The following is a 19,648-nucleotide window of genomic DNA, read 5'->3' on the forward strand; positions in this document are numbered from 1 at the left end:
GTCGTATCTATGACGACCAAGACAGTCGCGCTCGCGACCCTCGCAGCAACTCAGCTGATGGTGATCCTCGACGGCACGGTCGTGACCGTCGCCCTCCCTGCAATCCGCGACGACCTCGGTTTCGGCGACACCTCGCTGTCCTGGGTGGTCAACGGCTTCCTCCTCGCCTTCGCCCTCGTCCTGCTCCCGGCGGGCCGGGCCGGTGACGTCTTCGGGACGCGCCCGGTCTTCCTCGCCGGGTTGAGCATCTTCACGCTCGCTTCGGCCTGGTGCGGCATCGCCTGGGACCCGGTCTCCCTGGTCATGGCCCGGTTCGTCCAAGGTCTCGGCGGCGGCATCGCCTCGGCCGTGGTGCTCGGCATGATCGCGGGCCTCTACCCCGAGGCCCGCGACCGCCTGCGCGCCTTCGCTGTACTCGCCTTCGTCGGCTCGATCGGTGCGTCGGTCGGCACGGTCCTGGGTGGCGTACTCACCGAGGTGGCCTCGTGGCGCTGGGCCTTCCTGATCAACGTGCCCTTCGGGATCATCGCCCTGATCGTGGCGCTGCGCGCGGTGGAGGGTACGCCGCCGACCGGTACCAAGGGCGGCCTGCTCCCGCGCGGCCTGTTCGCCGAGCGCCGGTTCGCGCTCGCGAACCTGATCCTGGTGACCCTGACCTTCGCCGGGTTCACCTTCCAGTTCGTCACCACGCTCTACCTCCAGGACGTCCTCGGCTTCGGCGCCCTGGCGACCGGCCTGGCGTTCCTCCCGGTCAGCGGGGTGATCGCGGTGGCGAGCCTCGGCTTCAGCGCCGCCCTGGCCGAGCGGTTCGGCTCCGAGCGCATCCTGGTCGCGGGCTTGCTCGCCTTCGTTGTCGGCATGGTCTACCTCGTCCGCCTGCCCGAGTCCGGCAGCTTCCTCCTCGACGTCCTCCCCGGCGCGGTCGTGATGGGCCTCGGTTTCGGGCTCGCGATGCCGCAGGTGACCGCGCTGGCGATGGGCGCGCTGGCGCCGGAGTACGCCGGGATCGGCTCCGGTCTGACCACGACGACCCAGCAGGCCGGCGGATTCCTCGGCACTCTGATCGCCGCGGGCCTGCTCACGACCTCCGGCTACGCGGCCGCCTACGCCTCGGCGGCGGTCGCGCTGGCCGTGGGGGCGGTGGTCGCGGCGTACCTGCTCGTGAACGCCGCACGCGCCCGGGACCCGAAGGTCTCCGAGCGCGTGCCGGAGGAGGCCGCCCGCCTCTGAGCTCCGCGGCGATCCCTCGACGCGAAGATCGAGATCCTCTCGGCCCTACCTCCGGGCCGGGAGGATCAGCGTCGAGGGGTGCGTCTTCGTGTGGTGGACGGTGACCACACCGGCGACGCCGCGGACCAGCTGCTTGACGTTGGGCAGCAGGTGAGGGACGTCGTAGGAGTGGACCGTGACCCGGAGCCGGTGCCCCTTCTTGATCACCGCGCCGGTCGGGAAGACCTCGACGGGGACGCGGTAGATCTGGCCCGGCGTCACCGCCTGCTCGGCCGAACGGGTGAAGGGATGCCAGGGCTGGACGACCTGGCCGTTCAGTGTCCGAGACCTCGACGGGATGACCGCGCGGTGACGCAGGGTCTGCCAGCCGCCAGTGATGCGGTCGACGGATCCGTCGGGAGCGACATCCTCGACGGAGACCGCGATCAGCCCGTCGGTGCCGGTCGTGGACACCGACAGATCGGCGTTGATCGGCCCGGAGAACGCCAGGTCGGAGGTCGCCGGCGCGGTCTCGTAGGAGACCCCGAGCGCGTCGTTGATCCGGTTGTCGGTCTCGCAGCCGGGGATCGCGAGGGCACCGGCGGTCCACTGCGAGGTGCTCCGGGAGCACAGCCCCTGCACCGGCAGCGGTGCGATGGTGTCGCCGCCGACGGGCTTCAGCGCCGACCCGAGGGCGTACGTCTTGGCCTTGACCTCGCTCCCGAGCCATGACTTCATCGTGCGCCACTTCCCGGACCCGATCTCGTGGTAGGTCACCGGCGCGACGTCCCGGTCGAGCGTGGTGTCGGGGAGGCCCTTGATGTGGGTGTCGAACCACCGCAGCGCCATCTCGTCCAGGCTGCTGATCCCGCTGCCCTCCAGGCCGCCGCCCATCGATCCCTCGGCGTGGGTCCACGGTCCGATGAGCAGCTTGGTGTCGACGCCGTTGCGCTGCATCCGGTCGAAGAGCATCGGGGCGCCGCGCTGGAAGATGTCGTACTGGCCGGCCGTGACGAAGGTCGGCACGTCGATCTCGTCGACCACGCTCAGCGGCGAGCGCTTCCGGTAGAAGGGGCCGTCATAGGCGGCGTCGCTGCCCAGCGCGGCGCTCACCAGCATCGGCACCTGGAACCCGACCGCACCGCCGACGTGCTGCAGCAGCGTGGTCAAGGTTGCTTCCGGGCGGGCCTTGTTGACGGCCGGCGGCACCAGCCCCGATCCGGTGACCAGCCCGAACCACAGCGGGATGAACCCGGCGTCGATCTGCCCGCCGGAGGCGACGACGTCACGGTAGACGTCGCCGGCCGGCACGATCGGGAACATCGCCTTCAGTCCGCGCGGGTGCTGCGCTGCGGTGAAGAACTGGTTGATCGCCATGTAGGACGGGCCCCACAGGCCGAGCTCCCCGTTGCTCCACGGGCGCTTCTTCGAGGTGGCCCAGTTGGCGACCTCGAGGCCGTCCTTCTGCTCGCGGTCGCCGAAGGCGTCCCACTGGCCGGCGGAGGAGCCGGTGCCGCGTACGTCGGTCTGCACGAACACATAGCCGCGCTGCACGAAGTAGTCGCCGCCACCACCGGTGGCGCCGCCGGAGACGTTCTTGTTGTAGGGGTTCTGCGTCAGGATCACCGGGAACCGACCCGCCGCCGGGGTGCCGTCGGCCTTCGCCGGGCGGTGGATGTCGGCCCGGAGCACGACTCCGTCGGACATGGTGATCTCGACGTCCTTCTCGACGACCACGCCGTACGTCGGCGGGCGCGGCTTCCAGGTCCCGACCCGCGCCTGGGGCGCCTGGGTGCTGACCGCAGGCGCCGCCGAGGCGGCCGGCGGGGAGAGCGCCGGTGGCAGGAAGGTCGCGACGAGAGCCAGGAACGGAACGAGGAACGCCAGTCTGCCGAGTTTCACGACTCACTCCAGAGGTGCGGTGGGTATCACACCTCGAACGACGGAATGCAAACGCGAGTTACGGAAACCTGTTCCAGTTTTGGATGGTGAGACTAAGCGGCCGGAGCCGTGGTCCTGTCGACCACCGGTGCGCCCGTGGCCGCCACGACCTCGTCGTACGTCACCCCGGGAGCGAGCTCCACGAGCTCGAACGCCTCGCCGGTGACATCGAGGACCCCGAGGTCGGTGATGACCCGCTTCACGATCCCGCGCCCGGTCAGCGGCAGGTCGCAGGCCTCCAGCAGCTTGGGGGCGCCCTTCTTGGTGACGTGCTCCATCAGCACGATCACGCGCCCGGCGCCGGAGACGAGGTCCATCGCGCCGCCCATGCCCTTGACCATCTGGCCGGGCACCATCCAGTTGGCGATGTCACCGTTGGTCGACACCTGCATCGCGCCCAGGACGGCGACGTCGATGTGACCGCCGCGGATCATCGCGAAGGAGGTCGCGGAGTCGAAGTAGGAGGCCCCGGCGAGCACGGTCACGGTCTGCTTGCCGGCGTTGATCAGGTCGGGGTCGACCTCGTCCTCGTAGGGGAACGGGCCGACGCCGAGGATCCCGTTCTCGGCGTGCAGCACGACCGTGGAGGTCTCCGGGATGTAGTCGGGGATCAGGGTCGGCAGACCGATCCCGAGGTTGACGTAGTCGCCGTCCTGCAGTTCCTGTGCGGCGCGCGCGGCCATCTGGTTGCGGTCCCAAGCCATGACTCAGGCCTCCTTGCTCGACGTGGTCTGGGTGGGGCGCTCGCCGCGCGTCGTACGCTTCTCGATGTCCTTGCGTGCCGCCTGCTCGGGCGTCAGCGCGACGATCCGCTTCACGAAGATCCCCGGAAGGTGTACGTCGGCCGGGTCGATCTCGCCGACCTCGACGACCTCCTCGGCCTCGACGACGGTCACCCGGCCGGCCATCGCGGCGGGTACGTTGAAGTTGCGCGAGGCGGCGTGGAACTGCGCGTTGCCGGCGCGGTCGACGCGGGTCGCGCGCACCAGCGCGAAGTCGGTGACGATGCCCTCCTCGAGCACCATCTGCTTGCCCTGGAACTCCCGGACCTCCTTCGGCTCGGAGGCCTCGGCGATCGTGCCGTCGGGGTGGTAGCGGTAGGGGAGGCCGCCGTCGGAGACCATCGTGCCGACGCCCGTCGGGGTGTAGAACGCGCCGATCCCGCTGCCGCCGGCGCGCATCCGCTCGGCGAGCGTGCCCTGCGGGGTGAGCTCCAGGGTGATCTCGCCGGCCAGGTACTGGCGGCCGAACTCCTTGTTCTCGCCGATGTAGCTCGCGATCACGCGGGAGATGCGGTGGTCGTCGAGCAGCAGCCCGAGCCCGGCGCCGTCGACGCCGCAGTTGTTGGAGACGACCATCAGGTCGTCCGCTCCCTGCTCTCGCAGCGCCTCGATCAGGAACCACGGAATGCCCACCAGCCCGAAGCCGCCCACGGCCAGGCTGGCCCCGCTGTGGATGTCGGCGACCGCCTCCGCGGCCGACCCAACCACCTTGTCCAGACCCATGTCTTCTCTGCTCTCTCGAATGCTCTACTTGAAAAAGATCACGTACGAAGCGTGCCGGCCGCTCAGCGGACCGACTCGAACACCGCCGCGAGCCCCTGCCCGCCACCGATGCACATCGTCTCCAGGACGTACCGGGCCTCGCGGCGCTGCGCCTCGCGGGCGGCGGTGGCGAGGATGCGGGCGCCGGTGGCACCGATCGGGTGGCCCAGCGAGATGCCGGAGCCGTTGGGGTTGAGCCGCTCGTCGGTCGCGTCGATCTTCCACTCGCGGAGGACAGCGAGGACCTGGGCGGCGAACGCCTCGTTGAGCTCGATCAGGTCGATCTCGTCGAGGGTGAGCCCAGCGCGGGACAGCGCGGCCTTGCTGGAGAGGACGGGGCCGATGCCCATCCGCTCGGGCTCGCAGCCGGTGACGGCCCACGACCTGAGCGTCAGCAGGGGAGTCAGGCCGCGCCTGTCGGCCTCGGCGCGGGTGGTCACGACGCACATCGCGGCGCCGTCGTTCTGGCCGGACGCGTTGCCTGCGGTGACCGTCGACTCCTCGTCGACCTTCAGCCGGACCGGGCGCAGCGAGGCGAGCTTCTCCAAGGAGATGTCGGCGCGCGGGTGCTCGTCACGGTCGACGACGACGTCGGGCTTGCGGCGGCCACCGGGCACGGTCACCGGGACCAGCTCGTCGGCGAACTTGCCGGCCTCGTGGGCGGCCACGGCGCGCTGGTTGGAGCGCAGCGCGAACTCGTCCTGCTCCTCGCGGGAGATGCTGTACTCACGGCGGAGGTTCTCGGCGGTCTCGATCATGCCGCCGGGGATCGGGTGGTCCTTGCCGCCCGCGGTCTCGCGGGCACGGTCGAGGCGGTCGAGCAGCTCGATGCCGCCCTGCTTCACCCCGCCACGCAGCCCGAGCGCGTAGTGCTCGACGTTGGACATCGACTCCGCGCCACCGGCGATGACGAGGTTCGCGGCGCCGGTTGCGACCGAGCCGGCGGCGTACAGGATCGCTTGGAGACCCGAGCCGCAGCGGCGGTCGATCTGGAGGCCGGGGACGCCGGTGCCGAGCCCGGCGTCGAGGGCGGCGATGCGGCCGATCGCGGGGTTCTCGCCGTTCGCGTACCCGTTGCCGAGGATGACGTCGTCGACGTCGCCCTCCTGCAGGCCGGTGCGCTCGACCAGCTCGCGCATGACGGTCGTGGCGAGGTCGGTCGCGCTCAGTGGCGCCAGGGCGCCGAGGAACCGGCCGACCGGGGTGCGGAGGGGCTCGCAGATGACGATGTCGTTGGCGGAGCTGCTCATGCCTTCGACGGTACGCGCGCAGTCATGACTTGAGAAGTATTCATTTGACGTCGATTGAAACCTCTGGAGTCTGGATATCCCGCTCGACCGGACAGTGCGCGAGCGAGGCTATTGCGATAAGTTCGCGTTAGCAGTTTCGATCTCGGGCTCCACTTCGACCTACCCCACGCAGATCCCAGAGGTGACCATGCACGTCCCCGACGGCTTCCTCGACGCTCCGACGTCGATCGCCACCGGCGCTGTCGCTGTCGTCGCGGTCGGTGTCGCGCTGCGCGGCGCGCGCCGCGAGCTCGACGACAAGACCGCTCCGCTGGCCGGCCTCGTCGCCGCGTTCGTCTTCGCGACCCAGATGCTCAACTTCCCGGTGGGTGCGGGCACCAGCGGTCATCTGATGGGCGGCGCCCTCGCCGCCGTGCTGGTGGGGCCCTGGACCGGCGTGCTGTGCGTCTCGGTCGTGCTGATCGTGCAGTCCCTGCTCTTCGCCGACGGCGGCATCACCGCCCTCGGCACCAACATCCTGCTCATGGCCGTCACCACCGTGGTCGTCGGCTGGGTGGTCAGCCGAGTGCTGCTCAAGGTGCTGCCCAAGCGGGTCGGCCTGGTCGCGCCCGCCGCGGCGATCGGCGCCTTCGTCTCCGTCCCCGCGGCAGCGCTGGTCTTCACGGCCCTCTACGCGGTCGGTGGCACCGCCGACATCTCGCTGACCACGCTGGCCACCGCGATGCTCGGCTGGCACACCCTCATCGGGTTGGGCGAGGGCGTGATCACCTTCCTCGCGGTCGGCGCGATCCTGTCCGTACGTCCCGACCTCGTCTACGCCGCGCGCGGCGTGATCACCGAGCGCGACCTGGTCATCAAGCCGAAGGAGTCGGTGGCGTGAGTGAGACCGAGAAGAAGCGCGTGCCGTTCAAATGGGTCGCCGTCGTCATCGCCGTCGTCGCCCTCCTCCTGGCCGGTGTGGTCTCCTACTATGCCTCCGCTCACCCCGACGGCCTCGAGTACGTCGCCGGCCGGACCGGCTTCCTCGACAGCGCCTCCGAGCACGGCACCGCCGACGGCCCGCTGGCCGACTACGGCACCAAGGGCGTCGACAACGAGCGGCTCTCCGGCGGTCTCGCCGGGGTGATCGGCACGGTCGTGGTGCTCCTGCTCGCCGGTGGCCTGGCGATGGTCGTACGCCGCCGCTCCAGCAGTTCGACCGACGAGGCCTGAGCCGTGCCCGCACACCTGAAGGTGCTGGCGCTGGTCGGCTTCATGCTCGTGGTGGTGGCGACCCCGCGGGAGTGGTTCGCTGCGTACGCGTTCTTTCTCGGTGTCCTGGTGACGGTCGGCGCGGTCGGCCGGGTGCGTCCGGGGTGGGTGCTGAAGCGGATGGTGGTGGAGACGCCGTTCGTGGTGTTCGCCGTGCTGATGCCGTTCATCGCGCACGGGCCGCGGATCGAGGTGCTCGGGCTGAGCCTGAGCGAGTCGGGCCTGCTCTCCGCGTGGGGGCTGCTGGCCAAGGGCACGCTCGGCGTGATCGCCGGTCTGATGCTGGCCGCGACGACGACGCCCCAGGAGCTGGTCCACGGCCTGGAGCGGCTGCGGCTGCCTCAGCAGCTGGTGCAGATCATGGCGTTCATGGTGCGCTACCTCGAGGTCGTGACCGACGAGATGCGCCGGATGGCGGTGGCGCGAGCCTCCCGAGGGTTCGTCGCCCGCAACCCGCTGCACTGGCCGGTGCTCGCCCGTTCGGTCGGCGCCCTGTTCATCCGTTCCTTCGAGCGCGGCGAGCGGGTGCACCTGGCGATGGTCTCGCGCGGCTACACAGGGAGAATGCCCCGGTGACGACTCCAGTCCTCGACGTACGCGGCCTCGCCTTCGCCTACCCCGACGGCCATCAGGCGCTCTTCGGCGTCGACCTGCACGTCCACCGCGGTGAGCGGGTCGCGCTGCTGGGGCCCAACGGGGCCGGTAAGACCACGCTGGTCCTGCACCTCAACGGCATCCACCTGGCCGGCGCCGGGTCTGTCGCGGTCTCAGGACTGCCGGTCACCAAGGCCAACATCAAGGAGATCCGCCGCCGCGTCGGCATCGTCTTCCAGGACCCGGACGACCAGCTCTTCATGGGCACCGTCCGCGAGGACGTCGCCTTCGGCCCCGCCAACCTCGGCCTGCGCGGCGAGGCCTTGGACGCGAAGGTCACCGAGGCGCTCGCGAAGGTCGGGATGGAGGAGTTCGCCGACCGCCCGCCCCACCATCTCTCCTTCGGTCAGCGCCGCCGGGTGGCGGTCGCCACCGTGCTCGCGATGGATCCCGAGATCCTGGTCCTCGACGAGCCGTCCTCCAACCTCGACCCCGCCTCCCGCCGCGAGCTCGCCGACATCCTCCGCGGCCTGGACGTGACGGTCCTGATGGTCACCCACGACCTGCCGTACGCCCTCGAGCTCTGCGAGCGCTCCGTCATCCTCGACGGCGGCGTCGTGGCCGCCGAGGGCCGCACGGTCGATGTGTTGTCCAACGCCGACCTGATGCGGGCCCACCGCCTGGAGCTCCCCTTCGGCTTCGACCCGGTCGCCGCAGCCGCCACCCTCTAGCCGAGACCGCAGTTCTGGGCGACGAAACGACAGTTTCGTCCGCCACTTCTACGGTCTCGGCCGCCACAACTACCTATTCGGCGAGGCGCTTCGAGCGGTAGTGGAGCTTGGCGCTGACGTAGCCGCGCCAGCCGATCAGGGTGAGGCCGAGGAAGAGGATCGAGACGACCAGGAAGGCCGGCGCGAGACCCTCGCCGGTGAGGCCGCGCAGCATCATCCCGATGACGTACGTCCCCAACCAGACGACCACGCCGGCCGGCCAGGTGCGGACCGCCGACCAGCGGCGCCCCGCCACCACGGCCCAGGCCACGACGAGCCCGACCAGGAACGGCCAGGCGATGCGGAGCACGACGAGCGCCGGGCCGGAGTCGTGCGACTGGCGCCCGGCGTAGGCGAAGAGGAGCACGAAGAAGACGTCGGCCGCGAAAGCCGCGACCGCCCACTTCGGCACGAGTCCGGCGACGAGCGGGGCGGAAGGCTTCGTGGAGGACATGGCGCCCAGGATACGAGCCCCGGCTACGCCGAGAGCCAGGCCCCGCCACGCATCACCCGGGTCGGCTGCAGGGCATCGTCGGTGATCACCAGGTCGGCGCGGGCGCCGGGCTCGAGGCGGCCCGCGTCGAGCCCGACCACCGAGGCGGGCCTGAGGCTGGCGGCCTTCATGAGCATGGCCAGGTCGACCCCGGCGGCGGCGTGGCGGCGTACCTGGTCGATGAGGCGTGAGGTGCCACCGGCGATCGACCCGTTGCCGGTCCCGTCGGCGACGCGGGCGACCCCGGAGCGTACCTCCACGGACAGCGGGCCGAGCTGGTAGTCGCCGTCGGCCATCCCGGCCGCGGCCATCGCGTCGGTGACAAGCACGACGGACCCGGGCACCATCGACATGACCGCCCGGACCGTCTCGTCGTCGAGGTGTACGCCGTCGGCGATCAGCTCCACGCAGGCGTCTCCCACGCCCGCGGCTCCCAGGGACCCGAGCACAGGCCCAGGAGAGCGGTGGTGCGCAGGCGGCATCCCGTTGAACAGATGGGTGACCAGACCGCCGGGCCCGGCGAGGAACGCGCGAGCCCGCTCCGCCGACGCCGCGGTGTGGCCGAGCGCCACCACGACCCCGGCCTCGGTGAGCACCGAGGCGACCTCGTCGGCGCCTGGCAGCTCGGCGGCCAGCGTCATCACCCGCAGCTGCCCGCGCGCGGCGGCGACGAGCTCGCGGGCGAGCCCCGCGTCCGGCGCCCGCAGCAGCTCGGGATCGTGCGCGCCGCGGCAGGAGTGCTCCAGGAACGGCCCCTCCATGTGGATCCCGGCGATCAGCCCGTCCTCCGCGGCGGTGGCCAGGGTCGAGACCACGGACAGCAGCCGTGACGGTGCGTCGGTGACGGTCGAGGCGAGCAGCGTGGTCGTGCCAGCAGTGTGGTGGACGCCGGCGGCGACGGCGATCTCCTCCGACGACGTGGAATGGAAGGACGCACCACCGCCGCCGTGGTTGTGGATGTCCACCAGGCCCGGCAGCAGGATCCCCGAGGACGCGGGGTCACCGGACACGGCGGCCCGCACGTCGGAGACGACGCCTGCGGACACCGTCACGACGACGTCGTCGAACCCGCCCGGCCGGGGCACCCGACCACGCACCACATGCGTCAGATCCATCGCTTGAACCAGATCCTCGTCAGCCATTCCTGCCTGGTCAGCAGCTCGTCGGTGTAGATGGGCCAGAACCAGGCGAAGTTGCAGATCACCAGCACCACGAAGATGCCGCCGGCGACCGCACCCCCGACCCGGCGCCTGGTGGCGGGGCTGCCCCCGGCCAGCGGAGGTGGCCGGTCGAGCAGCTTGCCCAGACACAGGCACAGGCCGAGCACCAGGAACGGCAGCGCGATGATCATGTAGAAGGAGAAGATCGGCCGCCCGGCGTACTGCAGCCACGGCAGCCACGTCGACAGCACCCCGACGACGGCGACCCCGAACCGCCAGTCGCGCGCGGCGACCCACATGAAGGCCGAGACGATCAGCGCGACGAAGGCGCCCCACCACAGCACCGGGGTGCCCAGCAGCAGCACCTGTCGCAGGCAGGTCCCCGCCTCCTGCGGGCCGTCGCCGTCAGGATCTGTGGTCGGGGAAGCCTCGCACATCTCGCCCCTCGACTTCGAGCCCGACAGGATCCCGGTGTCGGCGGCGACACCCACCGGCCGGTTCAGGACGAGCCAGCCGATCGGGTGCGAGCCGTATGTGTGCTCGGCGCACTCCAGGAAGTGGGTGTGGAAGGTGTAGACGTCGCGGTGGTAGTACCAGAGCGACCGCAGCGACTGGGTCGCCTCGCCCAGGCCGGAGGCGTCCGGCTCGGTCGCGGTCGGCCAGCGCTTGTCGTTGAGGTTCTCGGGGACGTACGACTTGTTCTCGCAGTGGCCCTCGCCGGAGTAGCGGGTGTACTGCGTCGCCGAGAGCGCCTCCTCGTAGACGTCGGCGTGGGTCATCCACGGGATCCAGGTCATCACGTAGACCGCGAGCGCCACGCCCACCAGGTGCACGAACGCCGTCGGACCGTCGGCGACGCAGGCGCGGAGCCAGGAGAGCCGTACGCCGAAGGAGCGCCGCATCCCGGCGGACCAGGCGACATAGAGGAGACCGAACGCGGCCAGCGGGTAGAGCGCCTCCCACTTACAACCGATCGCCAGGCCCCAGGCGATCCCCGAGCAGAGCAGCCACGGCCGGAACAGCATGCGCCGGACCGGGCCCCAGGCGCCTGGCTCGGCCAGCTGGGTGGGTGCGAGCGCGGAGAACCGGCGCCGGCACCAGTCGCGGTCCATCACCATCAGGTGCACCGCGAGCAGCAGGAAGAAGGCGACGAAGAGGTCGAGCAGGGCCAGCCGGGAGAGCACGAAGGCGAGCCCGTCGAAGGTGACCAGGATGCCGCCGACGAGACCGAGCAGCATGGACCCGGAGATGCGGCGTACGAACCGGATCGTCAGCAGCACCAGGAGCGAGCCGACCACGACGGACGCGATCCGCCAGCCGAACGGGTCCATCCCGAAGAGCTTGATGCCGATCGCGATGAGCCACTTGCCCACGTCGGGGTGGACGATCATCGACGGCCCGTCGGCGAACTGCCCCTCGAGCTGCCCGGCCAGGATGTTCTCGTCGGCGCCCTCGATGAAGTTGCGCGCGTAGCCGAACTCCAGCAGCGCCCAGGCGTCCTTGGCGTAGTAGGTCTCGTCGAAGGCGAAGACCTTCGGGGTGCCGAGGTGCCACAGTCGCAGCAGGAAGGCCAGCGCGGTGATCCCGATCGTCGCCATCCAGCCGGCCCGCGGCGAGCCGCTGATGCGCCGCCGGGCACGCTCCCAGGCGGTGGGGAGGAGGTGACCCGAAGGGGTGGTCGCCAACCCCTCCATGGGCTCATCGGCCCTGGTCACCGTCGTTGTCACGATGGCACCTTATAGGCCTGCGACAATATCGGGGTGGTAGTTCCAGACGACGGCGTGCTCGTACTCGCGGCAACCCCGATCGGACGTGTCGAAGACGCCCCACCCCGGCTGGCTTCCGAGCTCGCCACGGCGGACGTGATCGCGGCCGAGGACACCCGCCGGCTCTCCCGCCTGACACGCGATCTCGGGGTCGAGCTCAAGGGCCGCATCGTGTCCTACTTCGAGGGCAACGAGAGTGCGCGTACGCCGGCCCTGCTCGCCGACCTCCTCGACGGCAACCGCGTCCTGCTGGTCACCGATGCCGGCATGCCGTCGGTCTCCGATCCCGGCTATCGGCTGGTCGCTGCCGCGGTCGAGAAGGACGTACGCGTCACCGCGGTGCCCGGACCCTCGGCCGTCCTGACCGCGCTGGCCGTCAGCGGCCTCCCCGTCGACCGGTTCTGCTTCGAGGGCTTCCTGCCGCGCAAGGCCGGCGAGCGCTCCCGCCGCCTCGCGTCGCTGGCGAAGGAGGAGCGCACCATGGTCTTCTTCGAGGCCCCTCACCGCACCGAGGCCGCTCTCGAGGCCATGCGTGAGGCCTTCGGCGACACCCGTGCCGCCGCCGTCTGCCGCGAGCTCACCAAGACCCACGAGGAAGTACGCCGAGGCGGCCTCGCCGAGCTCGTCGACTGGGCACGCGACGGGGTGAGAGGCGAGGTCACCATCGTCGTCACCGGCGCCGACCCCTCCGCCGAGATCGGCAGCGATCCCGACAGCCTCCGCGAAGCCGTGGCCGACCTGGAAGCCGAGGGCCGCACCAAGAAGGAGGCGATCGCCGAGGTCGCGAAGCTCGCCGGCGTACCGAAACGCGAGGTCTACGACCTCGTGCACAAGAGCGTGTAGAAGACTGGTGAGCATGAGCTTCGCCCCGGCACCCGAGCCGCTGCCCGCACCGGTCGTCGACAACCACACCCACCTCGACATCGTCCGGGGAGACGAGAGCCTCCCGGTCGAGGAGGCGCTCGCTCAGGCGGCGGCGGTGGGCGTGACCAGGGTGGTCCAGATCGGCTGCGACCTGCCCGGCGCGCGCTGGGCGGTGGAGGCGGCCGAGACGTACGACAACATGGTCGCCGGCGTCGCGCTCCACCCCAACGACGCTCCTCGACAACCCGACCTGGAGGCGGCGCTCGACGAGATCGAGAAGCTCGCCGGTGCGCACGACAAGGTGCGCGTGGTGGGGGAGACCGGGATGGACTTCTTCCGCACCGACGAGGACGGCCGCGAGACCCAGGCCTACTCCTTCCGGCGTCACATCGACATCGCCAAGCGCCTCGACAAGACGCTGATGATCCACGACCGCGACGCCCACCAGGCGGTGCTCGAGGTGATCGACAGCGTCGGCCCGCCGGAGCGCTGGGTGATGCACTGCTTCTCCGGCGACGCCGAGTTCGCGCGCCAGTGCCTCGACCGCGGCGCCTACCTCTCCTTCGCCGGCACGGTGACGTTCAAGAACGCGCAGTACCTCCGCGACGCCCTCGCGATCACGCCCCAGGACCGCATCCTGGTCGAGACCGACGCCCCCTTCCTGACGCCCCACCCCCACCGCGGCGCGATCAACTCCAGCTACATGATCCCGGCGACGATGCGGGTGATGGCCGACGTACGCGGCGACGACCTCGAGGCGCTCTGCAACGCCGTCAACACCAACACCGAGACCGCCTTCGGCGGCACCTGGTGATCTCCTGACAACGGAGCTGACACGGAAGAAGGGCCCGAGGCGATCGCCTCGGGCCCTTCTGTTGTGGCTGAGTCAGGTCAGGAGACCCTGATCTTCATGATGCCAGCCTTCTCGTCGGAGGAGAGGACCTCGATCTTCACGCCGGAGCCAGCCGTCTTGGTGGAGTGCCGCGGGTTGTCGGCGTTCCAGTAGGCGGTCTCGCTCGAGTCGACGAACGCGGCAACCGACCGGGTGGCCGGAACCGAGAGCGTCTCGCGGCTGATGAACGCACCGGTCTTCGGGTCGAGGAAGTCCTGCTCCAGGTTGAGAGCGTCCTTCTTGTCGACGTCGAAGGTCGAGTCGTACCCCTGCATCCGGTTACGGGTCAGGGTGCCGTTGGACCACTTCTGGATCGACGCCGTGGAGTCGACGATCAGCGCCTGGCCGCCACCGGGGTGGGCGGAGGTGTTGTTGTCTGAGTAGAGACCGTTCTGGTACCAGACCAGCAGGCCGTCCTGGTAGCGGTAGTGGTCGACCTTGTCGGGCGCGGAGTTCGCGTAGCCGAAGTTGTACGGACCCTCGGCCAGCGTCTTGTCGTAGCCCTTGTACTGCCGGTTCTCGGCGATGTAGAAGTGCTTGTACGGCAGGGTGTAGGTGCCGTCGGCGAGGGTGAAGTACTTGTTGACCGTCCAGCCGTCGAAGGACGAGAAGTCCGTCGTGTAGGCCGAGCCGACGGCCAGGTCGTCGATCGCGAAGCCGTAGTAGTGCACGCCACCGTCGGTGGCGGTGCGGAAGCGGAGCTTCACGGTCTGACCGGCGTACGCCGACAGGTCGACGGACAGGTCCTTGAACTCGACCGGGTCCTTGGTCTTGCAGTTGGTGGTGCAGGAGCTGTCCGAGGTGCCGTCGATGCCGTTGTTGGCCTCGGGGGAGGTGGAGGACAGGTTCGTCTTCAGCGGGGTGGACCAGGTCGAGCCGCCGTCGGTCGAAGCCTCGACGAAGGTGTAGTCGTATTCCTTCTCGAGGTCGTACTTCACCTTGGCAGTCAGCGTGCCGCCCGCAGGGATGGCGATCTCAGGGGTGGTCGCAGTCGCCGAGAGGTCGTCGCCCTTGCCCGAGTAGAGGAACGAGCGCCCGGAGGAACCGTCGCCGGCGTCGTACGTCTTCTTGCCGTCGGGCAGGTTGACGATCAGCGCCTGCGGCGTCTTGGCGCCGGTGTCGTGGTACGACGGGCCGAGCGCGAGCTTCTTGGCGGTGCCGGCCTCGACGGTGTCGTAGTTGAGCCAGCCGAGGAAGAGCTTCTCCGGCGCACCCATGTGGTTGGGGGTGGTGCCGATCGCGCCGTCGCCGTGACCCAGCCACGAGCCGGAGCTCATCAGGGTCCAGAAGCCGGTGCCGTTCTCGCCGCCGGCGGTGTCGTAGAAGTCCGGCAGGCCGAGGTCGTGGCCGAACTCGTGCGCGAAGACGCCCAGACCGCCGTTCTCGGGCTCCGTGGTGTAGTCACGGATCCAGATGTCGGTGTTGCCGATCTGCACGCCGCCGACCTTCGGGAAGTTCGACGGACCCTCGGAGCCGGAGGCGTTCGCGGCCCAGCGGTGCGACCAGATGGCCCACGGGTCGGCGCCGGCCTCCTCGCCCTCGCCGGAGTGGATCGCCTGGAAGTGGTCGATGTAACCGTCGGACTCGTTGAAGTTGCCGTCACCGTCGATGTCGTAGCGGTCCCAGATGTCGTAGTCCTTCAGGTAGGACACGATCTCGGCGTCGGTCTTGCCGGCGGCCTTCTGGGCGTCGTACCAGGCGTTGGCGCTGTCCTGGATGAAGTTCTTCATCGAGGAGGCGGTCTCGTCGCCGGTCTCGCTCTGGTAGTAGGACGCGGCGTGGGGGAGCTTCACCCAGTCGCTGGTGTCGCCCTGGAGGTCGAAGCGGCCGCTCGACATCTCCTTGTAGACGTTGTGGAAGGACTCGGCGCTCGGGTCCTCGTTGAAGAACATGTCCTGGTAGTGATCCCGCGAGAAGTCGGGCTCCCAGTAGGTGGAGTTGTCACCCTCCTCCGGGGCCTCGATCTCGTTGTGGAGCGGGCCCGAGGTGTTGTCGGGGAACGCCGGGTTGCCACCCTCGCCGAACTCCACCAGGAAGCTGAGCAGCTGGGACTTCTCGGTCGGCTGGTGCTCGACCCAGCGGGTGTTGTCGCCCTTGCCCATCTTGACGACTTCACTGCCGTTCTTGGTGACAGTCGTCTTCTCGCCCGTGGCAACGGCCTCGGCCGCGGCCTGCTTCAGCTCGGTGCGCTTGGTGTGGAGCGCGTCCGGCTTGTTGTCGATCTTCTGCTTCACGCTGGCGGAAGCCGGGGTCCTGGTCTCCTCGGCGGCGGTTGCCGCCGATGGGGAGAGGACAACCGGCGTCACTCCCGCGACCGCAACTGCGGCGAGGGCGCTGAAAACGCGCTTGTTCATCGTTCCTCCGGGGTCTGGTGACATCGCGCACATCTGCCTTCCCGAGAAACGACCGGCACGACGGGCCATCACGACGCAGATGGCTGGGGAGTACAACACCAAGCAACGCAGTTACCTGTAAAGGATTTGTCGCCTATTGGCCAGCGGGCACGATATTTCGTGGCGGGATTACGACAGCGACCATGATCCACCTGCTTGACCTGCGATTTCGGCGTGGTGAATCGCACAGGTGTCATTCGGTGTGACAGGTATTGACAGCCCTGCCTGGTGCTCCTTTGATGCCAAGATTGCATGCTTGTATTTGCCTGCTGCACGTGCGCGGAACTTGCATTTAACCGACCGGATTTGTTCCGCTGTCCGGCGAGATAGCCGGGGTCGGGATAGATCCGGACGGTGTTGGGGGTGGGCCTCAGCGCGTAGATCTTCAGATCTCGCAACACCGTGCGCCCGTGCCCGGGGAGCACGAACATCGGAGCATTGTGCCCGTCAGCAGCACCACCTCATGGGTTCGCAACATCGCATCTACTCGTCGCCGTAAGGCCCTTCTGGTCGGCGGACTCGCCGCCGCAGTTGTGGCCGCAGGCGGCACCGCATACGGGGTCAAGACCTCCCAGACCGACGTCGTCCTCTCGGTCGACGGCAAGGCCAAGGACATCAGCGTCCACGCCGACACCGTCGGTGAGGTCCTCGAGACCCAGGGCATCGAGATCGGCGACCGCGACGCCGTCGCCCCGTCGGTCGACACCAAGGTCGAGGACGGCAGCGCCATCAGCGTCCGCTACGCCCGGCAGCTGAGCCTCGAGGTCGATGGCAAGTCCCAGGACCACTGGGTGACCGCCACGACCGTCGGTGGCGCTCTCGCCGAGCTCGGCCGTGACTACGACCGCGCCGAGCTCTCCACCAGCCGCGGTGCGTACATCGGCCGCGACGGGATGTCGCTCGACGTCGTCACCCCGAAGACCGTCAAGGTCGAGCTGGCGGGGAAGAAGGCCAAGAAGGTGAGCGTGACCGCGCTGACCGTCGGTGAAGCCCTGAAGGACCTCGGGGTCGACCTGGAGCGTCGCGACAAGGTCTCCCCGGCCTCGGACAAGGCCCTCAAGACCGGTCAGAAGATCGTCTTCACCGACTTCTCGGCCAAGAACCAGAAGGTCGCGCGCGAGACCATCGAGGCGCCGGTCGAGGAGCGCGAGGACTCGTCGATGTACGAGGGCGAGACCGAGGTCGTCCAGGAGGGCGCCGACGGCGTCCGCTCGGTGACCTACCGCATCGTCTACAAGAACGGCGAGGCCGTCTCCCGGAAGGTTCTCGAGCAGAACGTCATCAAGGAGGCCGAGCCGCGCATCGTCAAGGTCGGCACCAAGGAGAAGGAGGCCCCGGCGGCCAACTTCGCCGGTGGCAGCACCGTCTGGGACCAGCTCGCGCAGTGCGAGTCCGGCGGCAACTGGGCGATCAACACGGGCAACGGCTATTACGGCGGTCTGCAGTTCAACCTGCAGACCTGGCAGGCCTACGGTGGCTCCGGCTACCCGCACGAGGCCAGCCGTGAGACCCAGATCGCGATCGCGACCAAGGTCCGCGACGCCAACGGTGGCTACGGCGCCTGGCCGCACTGCTCGCAGCAGCTCGGCCTGCCGCAGTAAGGCTGTTTCGGCCTTCGGGCCATAGGCTGTACCCATGACCGACCGCACCCCGCCGCGCCTGTTGGGCCCGGCGGAGGTGCGGTCGCTCGCATCCGAGCTCGATCTGCGCCCCACCAAGCAGCGTGGGCAGAACTTCGTCATCGACGCCAACACGGTCCGCCGGATCGTCCGCGAGTCCGGCGTCGGCGCCTCCGATGTCGTCGTGGAGGTCGGTCCCGGCCTCGGGTCGCTCACCCTCGCCATCCTCGAGACCGGCGCCACGGTGACCGCGATCGAGATCGACGAGGTCCTGGCCGAGCGGCTGCCGCGGACCATCCAGGAGTACGCCCCCGACCAGGCCGACGCGTTCAGCCTGATCCGCGCCGACGCCCTCAGGGTCTCGTCGGTTCCAGGGCCGCCGCCCACGGCCCTGGTCGCCAACCTGCCCTACAACGTCTCGGTCCCGGTCCTGCTCCACCTGATGTCGCTGCTGCCAACGCTGCGCCACGGGCTGGTGATGGTGCAGGCCGAGGTCGCCGACCGGCTCGCGGCCAAGCCGGGCTCGAAGGTCTACGGCGTCCCGTCGGTCAAGGCCGCCTGGTACGCCGACGTCCGCCGGGCCGGCGCGATCGGCCGCAACGTCTTCTGGCCGGCGCCCAACGTCGACTCCGGCCTCGTCTACTGGAGCCACCGCGAGCCGCCCACGACCGCGGTCTCGCGCGAGGACGTCTTCGCGGTCGTCGACGCCGCCTTCGCGCAGCGCCGCAAGGCGCTCCGCGGCGTACTCAAGCCGCTGGCCGGCTCCGCCGACGCGGCCGAGAAGGCGCTCGTCGCGGCCGGGATCGACCCGCTCGCACGCGGGGAGTCGCTGACCATCGACGACTTCGTACGCATCACCGAATCGCTCCAGAAGGTTCCCTCATGACGATCACCGTCCGTGCGGCCGCGAAGTTCAACCTTCACCTCGGGGTCGGGCCGGTCCGCGACGACGGCTACCACCCGCTGGCGACCGTCTACCACGCGATCGGGCTCTACGACGACGTCACCGTGAGCGAGGCCGACGAGTGGCAGGTCGCGCTCACCGCGGAGGATCACATCGCGCTGGGCGAGGTCCCGACCGGCGACGACAACATCGTCGTGCGGGCCGGCGAGGCGCTCACCGCCCACCACGGTCTCGACCGGGCGGCGAGGATCGAGATCCACAAGGGCATCCCGGTCGCCGGCGGTCTCGCCGGCGGCTCCGCCGACGCCGCCGCGACGTTGATCGCCCTCGACCGGCTGTGGTCGCTGGAGACCTCCGACGAGGATCTGTTGGCCCTCGCGGGGCAGCTGGGCTCGGACGTACCGTTCGCGCTGATCGGCGCCACCGCCATCGGCGGCGGCCGTGGTGAGATCGTCGAGCCGGTGACCGACAACGGCGCCTGGTGGTGGGTCGTGGTCGGCAACGAGCAGGGACTCTCCACGCCGGCGGTCTACCGCGCCTTCGACGAGCACACCGGGAGCGAGGTCGGCGACCCGCAGGTGCCCGAGAGCCTCCTCATGGCGCTGGAGAAGGGCGACGCCGAGCTCCTCGCCGACGCGCTCGCCAACGACCTGCAGGGCCCGGCTCTGGAGCTCCGCCCCGACCTCGCCCAGACCTTCGCCGACGGCGAGGAGGCCGGCGCCCTCGCCGTCCAGCTCTCCGGCTCGGGCCCCACGATCCTGATGCTCTGCCGCGACGCTGCCCACGCCCGCGAGGTCTCCGGGGCGATGCAGGCCAAGGCGTACGACCGCGTCTGGACCGCGCCCGGCCCCGTCGCCGGCGCCCACGTGGTCACCTACTGAGCACCTGCCGAGAGGTCGGCCCCGTCGGCCGAGACGTCGGTTAGATCGGCCGAGACGTCAGCGTGTGACGCCTCGACCGACGTAGCCGACGTCTCGGCCTGCGTACGTGACGCCTCG

At 69.7% G+C, this 19,648-nt stretch carries 18 protein-coding genes; 10 read left to right on the forward strand and 8 right to left on the reverse strand.

All coding sequences use genetic code 11. The annotated features are described in order from the left end of the window. Positions 1-9 precede the first annotated feature (9 nt). Positions 10-1,230, forward strand: coding sequence for an MFS transporter (locus G5C66_RS08930; protein WP_165110606.1), 1,221 nt, complete (start codon positions 10-12; stop codon positions 1,228-1,230). 45 nt (positions 1,231-1,275) lie between these two features. Here the strand turns inward: G5C66_RS08930 and G5C66_RS08935 are convergent, their stop codons facing one another. The 4 genes from G5C66_RS08935 to G5C66_RS08950 all read right to left on the reverse strand — a co-directional run bounded on the left by G5C66_RS08935 (position 1,276) and on the right by G5C66_RS08950 (position 5,944). After that, positions 1,276-3,111, reverse strand: coding sequence for a CocE/NonD family hydrolase (locus G5C66_RS08935; RefSeq protein ID WP_165110607.1), 1,836 nt, complete (start codon positions 3,109-3,111; stop codon positions 1,276-1,278). 92 nt (positions 3,112-3,203) lie between these two features. Next, positions 3,204-3,854 (reverse strand): CoA transferase subunit B, encoded by a 651-nt coding sequence (locus G5C66_RS08940; protein ID WP_165110608.1) that lies wholly within the window; start codon positions 3,852-3,854, stop codon positions 3,204-3,206. A 3-nt stretch (positions 3,855-3,857) separates the two neighbouring features. Beyond that, a complete protein-coding gene (locus tag G5C66_RS08945; protein ID WP_165110609.1) occupies positions 3,858-4,655 on the reverse strand; it encodes a CoA transferase subunit A in 798 nt (265 codons plus the stop codon). A 62-nt stretch (positions 4,656-4,717) separates the two neighbouring features. Continuing rightward, the gene (locus tag G5C66_RS08950) at positions 4,718-5,944 is read right to left on the reverse strand and encodes an acetyl-CoA C-acetyltransferase (protein ID WP_165110610.1); all 1,227 of its coding nucleotides are present in this window, start codon (positions 5,942-5,944) and stop codon (positions 4,718-4,720) included. Between the two features lie 187 nt (positions 5,945-6,131). On the opposite strand from G5C66_RS08950, the gene G5C66_RS08955 reads away from it, so the two are divergent. The 4 genes from G5C66_RS08955 to G5C66_RS08970 are packed head-to-tail and all read left to right on the forward strand — an operon-like array spanning position 6,132 to position 8,520. Then, positions 6,132-6,824: an energy-coupling factor ABC transporter permease gene (locus G5C66_RS08955; protein ID WP_165110731.1), complete on the forward strand. Its 693-nt coding sequence runs from the start codon at positions 6,132-6,134 to the stop codon at positions 6,822-6,824. Beyond that, the gene (locus G5C66_RS08960; protein ID WP_165110611.1) at positions 6,821-7,156 is read left to right on the forward strand and encodes a PDGLE domain-containing protein; all 336 of its coding nucleotides are present in this window, start codon (positions 6,821-6,823) and stop codon (positions 7,154-7,156) included. The genes G5C66_RS08955 and G5C66_RS08960 overlap by 4 nt, the downstream gene beginning before the upstream one ends. A 3-nt stretch (positions 7,157-7,159) precedes the next feature. Next, the gene (cbiQ, locus tag G5C66_RS08965) at positions 7,160-7,771 is read left to right on the forward strand and encodes a cobalt ECF transporter T component CbiQ (protein ID WP_165110612.1); all 612 of its coding nucleotides are present in this window, start codon (positions 7,160-7,162) and stop codon (positions 7,769-7,771) included. After that, positions 7,768-8,520 carry an ATP-binding cassette domain-containing protein gene (locus G5C66_RS08970; RefSeq protein WP_165110613.1) on the forward strand — a complete coding sequence of 251 codons (753 nt, stop codon included), beginning with the start codon at positions 7,768-7,770 and terminating at the stop codon, positions 8,518-8,520. Before cbiQ ends, G5C66_RS08970 begins: the two co-directional genes overlap by 4 nt. Positions 8,521-8,593: 73 nt before the next feature. On the opposite strand, the gene G5C66_RS08975 is transcribed toward G5C66_RS08970, so the two are convergent. Genes G5C66_RS08975 through G5C66_RS08985 form a run of 3 tightly spaced genes read right to left on the reverse strand, consistent with a single transcriptional unit; the run spans position 8,594 to position 11,939 of the window. Continuing rightward, positions 8,594-9,013 carry a DUF3054 domain-containing protein gene (locus tag G5C66_RS08975; RefSeq protein WP_165110614.1) on the reverse strand — a complete coding sequence of 140 codons (420 nt, stop codon included), beginning with the start codon at positions 9,011-9,013 and terminating at the stop codon, positions 8,594-8,596. Positions 9,014-9,036: 23 nt separating this feature from the next. Beyond that, complete coding sequence (locus G5C66_RS08980) at positions 9,037-10,167, reverse strand: N-acetylglucosamine-6-phosphate deacetylase (protein ID WP_165110615.1); 1,131 nt, start codon at positions 10,165-10,167, stop codon at positions 9,037-9,039. Continuing rightward, positions 10,158-11,939 (reverse strand): phospholipid carrier-dependent glycosyltransferase, encoded by a 1,782-nt coding sequence (locus G5C66_RS08985; protein ID WP_165110616.1) that lies wholly within the window; start codon positions 11,937-11,939, stop codon positions 10,158-10,160. The genes G5C66_RS08980 and G5C66_RS08985 overlap by 10 nt, the downstream gene beginning before the upstream one ends. Before the next feature lie 33 nt (positions 11,940-11,972). Here G5C66_RS08985 and rsmI point away from each other — a divergent pair, with 33 nt between their 5' ends. Then, positions 11,973-12,821, forward strand: a complete 849-nt coding sequence (gene rsmI, locus G5C66_RS08990; RefSeq protein WP_165110617.1) for a 16S rRNA (cytidine(1402)-2'-O)-methyltransferase — start codon at positions 11,973-11,975, stop codon at positions 12,819-12,821. Between the two features lie 13 nt (positions 12,822-12,834). Then, positions 12,835-13,656, forward strand: a complete 822-nt coding sequence (locus tag G5C66_RS08995) for a TatD family hydrolase (RefSeq protein ID WP_206443871.1) — start codon at positions 12,835-12,837, stop codon at positions 13,654-13,656. Positions 13,657-13,733: 77 nt separating this feature from the next. On the opposite strand, the gene G5C66_RS09000 is transcribed toward G5C66_RS08995, so the two are convergent. Continuing rightward, positions 13,734-16,088 (reverse strand): immune inhibitor A domain-containing protein, encoded by a 2,355-nt coding sequence (locus tag G5C66_RS09000; protein WP_165110619.1) that lies wholly within the window; start codon positions 16,086-16,088, stop codon positions 13,734-13,736. Positions 16,089-16,660: 572 nt separating this feature from the next. Here G5C66_RS09000 and G5C66_RS09005 point away from each other — a divergent pair. The 3 genes from G5C66_RS09005 to G5C66_RS09015 are packed head-to-tail and all read left to right on the forward strand — an operon-like array spanning position 16,661 to position 19,531. Continuing rightward, positions 16,661-17,728 (forward strand): transglycosylase family protein, encoded by a 1,068-nt coding sequence (locus G5C66_RS09005; RefSeq protein WP_338144121.1) that lies wholly within the window; start codon positions 16,661-16,663, stop codon positions 17,726-17,728. Between the two features lie 34 nt (positions 17,729-17,762). Further along, positions 17,763-18,632, forward strand: coding sequence for a 16S rRNA (adenine(1518)-N(6)/adenine(1519)-N(6))-dimethyltransferase RsmA (gene rsmA, locus G5C66_RS09010; RefSeq protein WP_165110621.1), 870 nt, complete (start codon positions 17,763-17,765; stop codon positions 18,630-18,632). Next, complete coding sequence (locus tag G5C66_RS09015) at positions 18,629-19,531, forward strand: 4-(cytidine 5'-diphospho)-2-C-methyl-D-erythritol kinase (protein WP_165110622.1); 903 nt, start codon at positions 18,629-18,631, stop codon at positions 19,529-19,531. The genes rsmA and G5C66_RS09015 overlap by 4 nt, the downstream gene beginning before the upstream one ends. Positions 19,532-19,648: the final 117 nt, after the last annotated feature.

It is taken from the genome of Nocardioides turkmenicus (assembly GCF_011045035.1).
Lineage (GTDB): Bacteria > Actinomycetota > Actinomycetes > Propionibacteriales > Nocardioidaceae > Nocardioides > Nocardioides turkmenicus.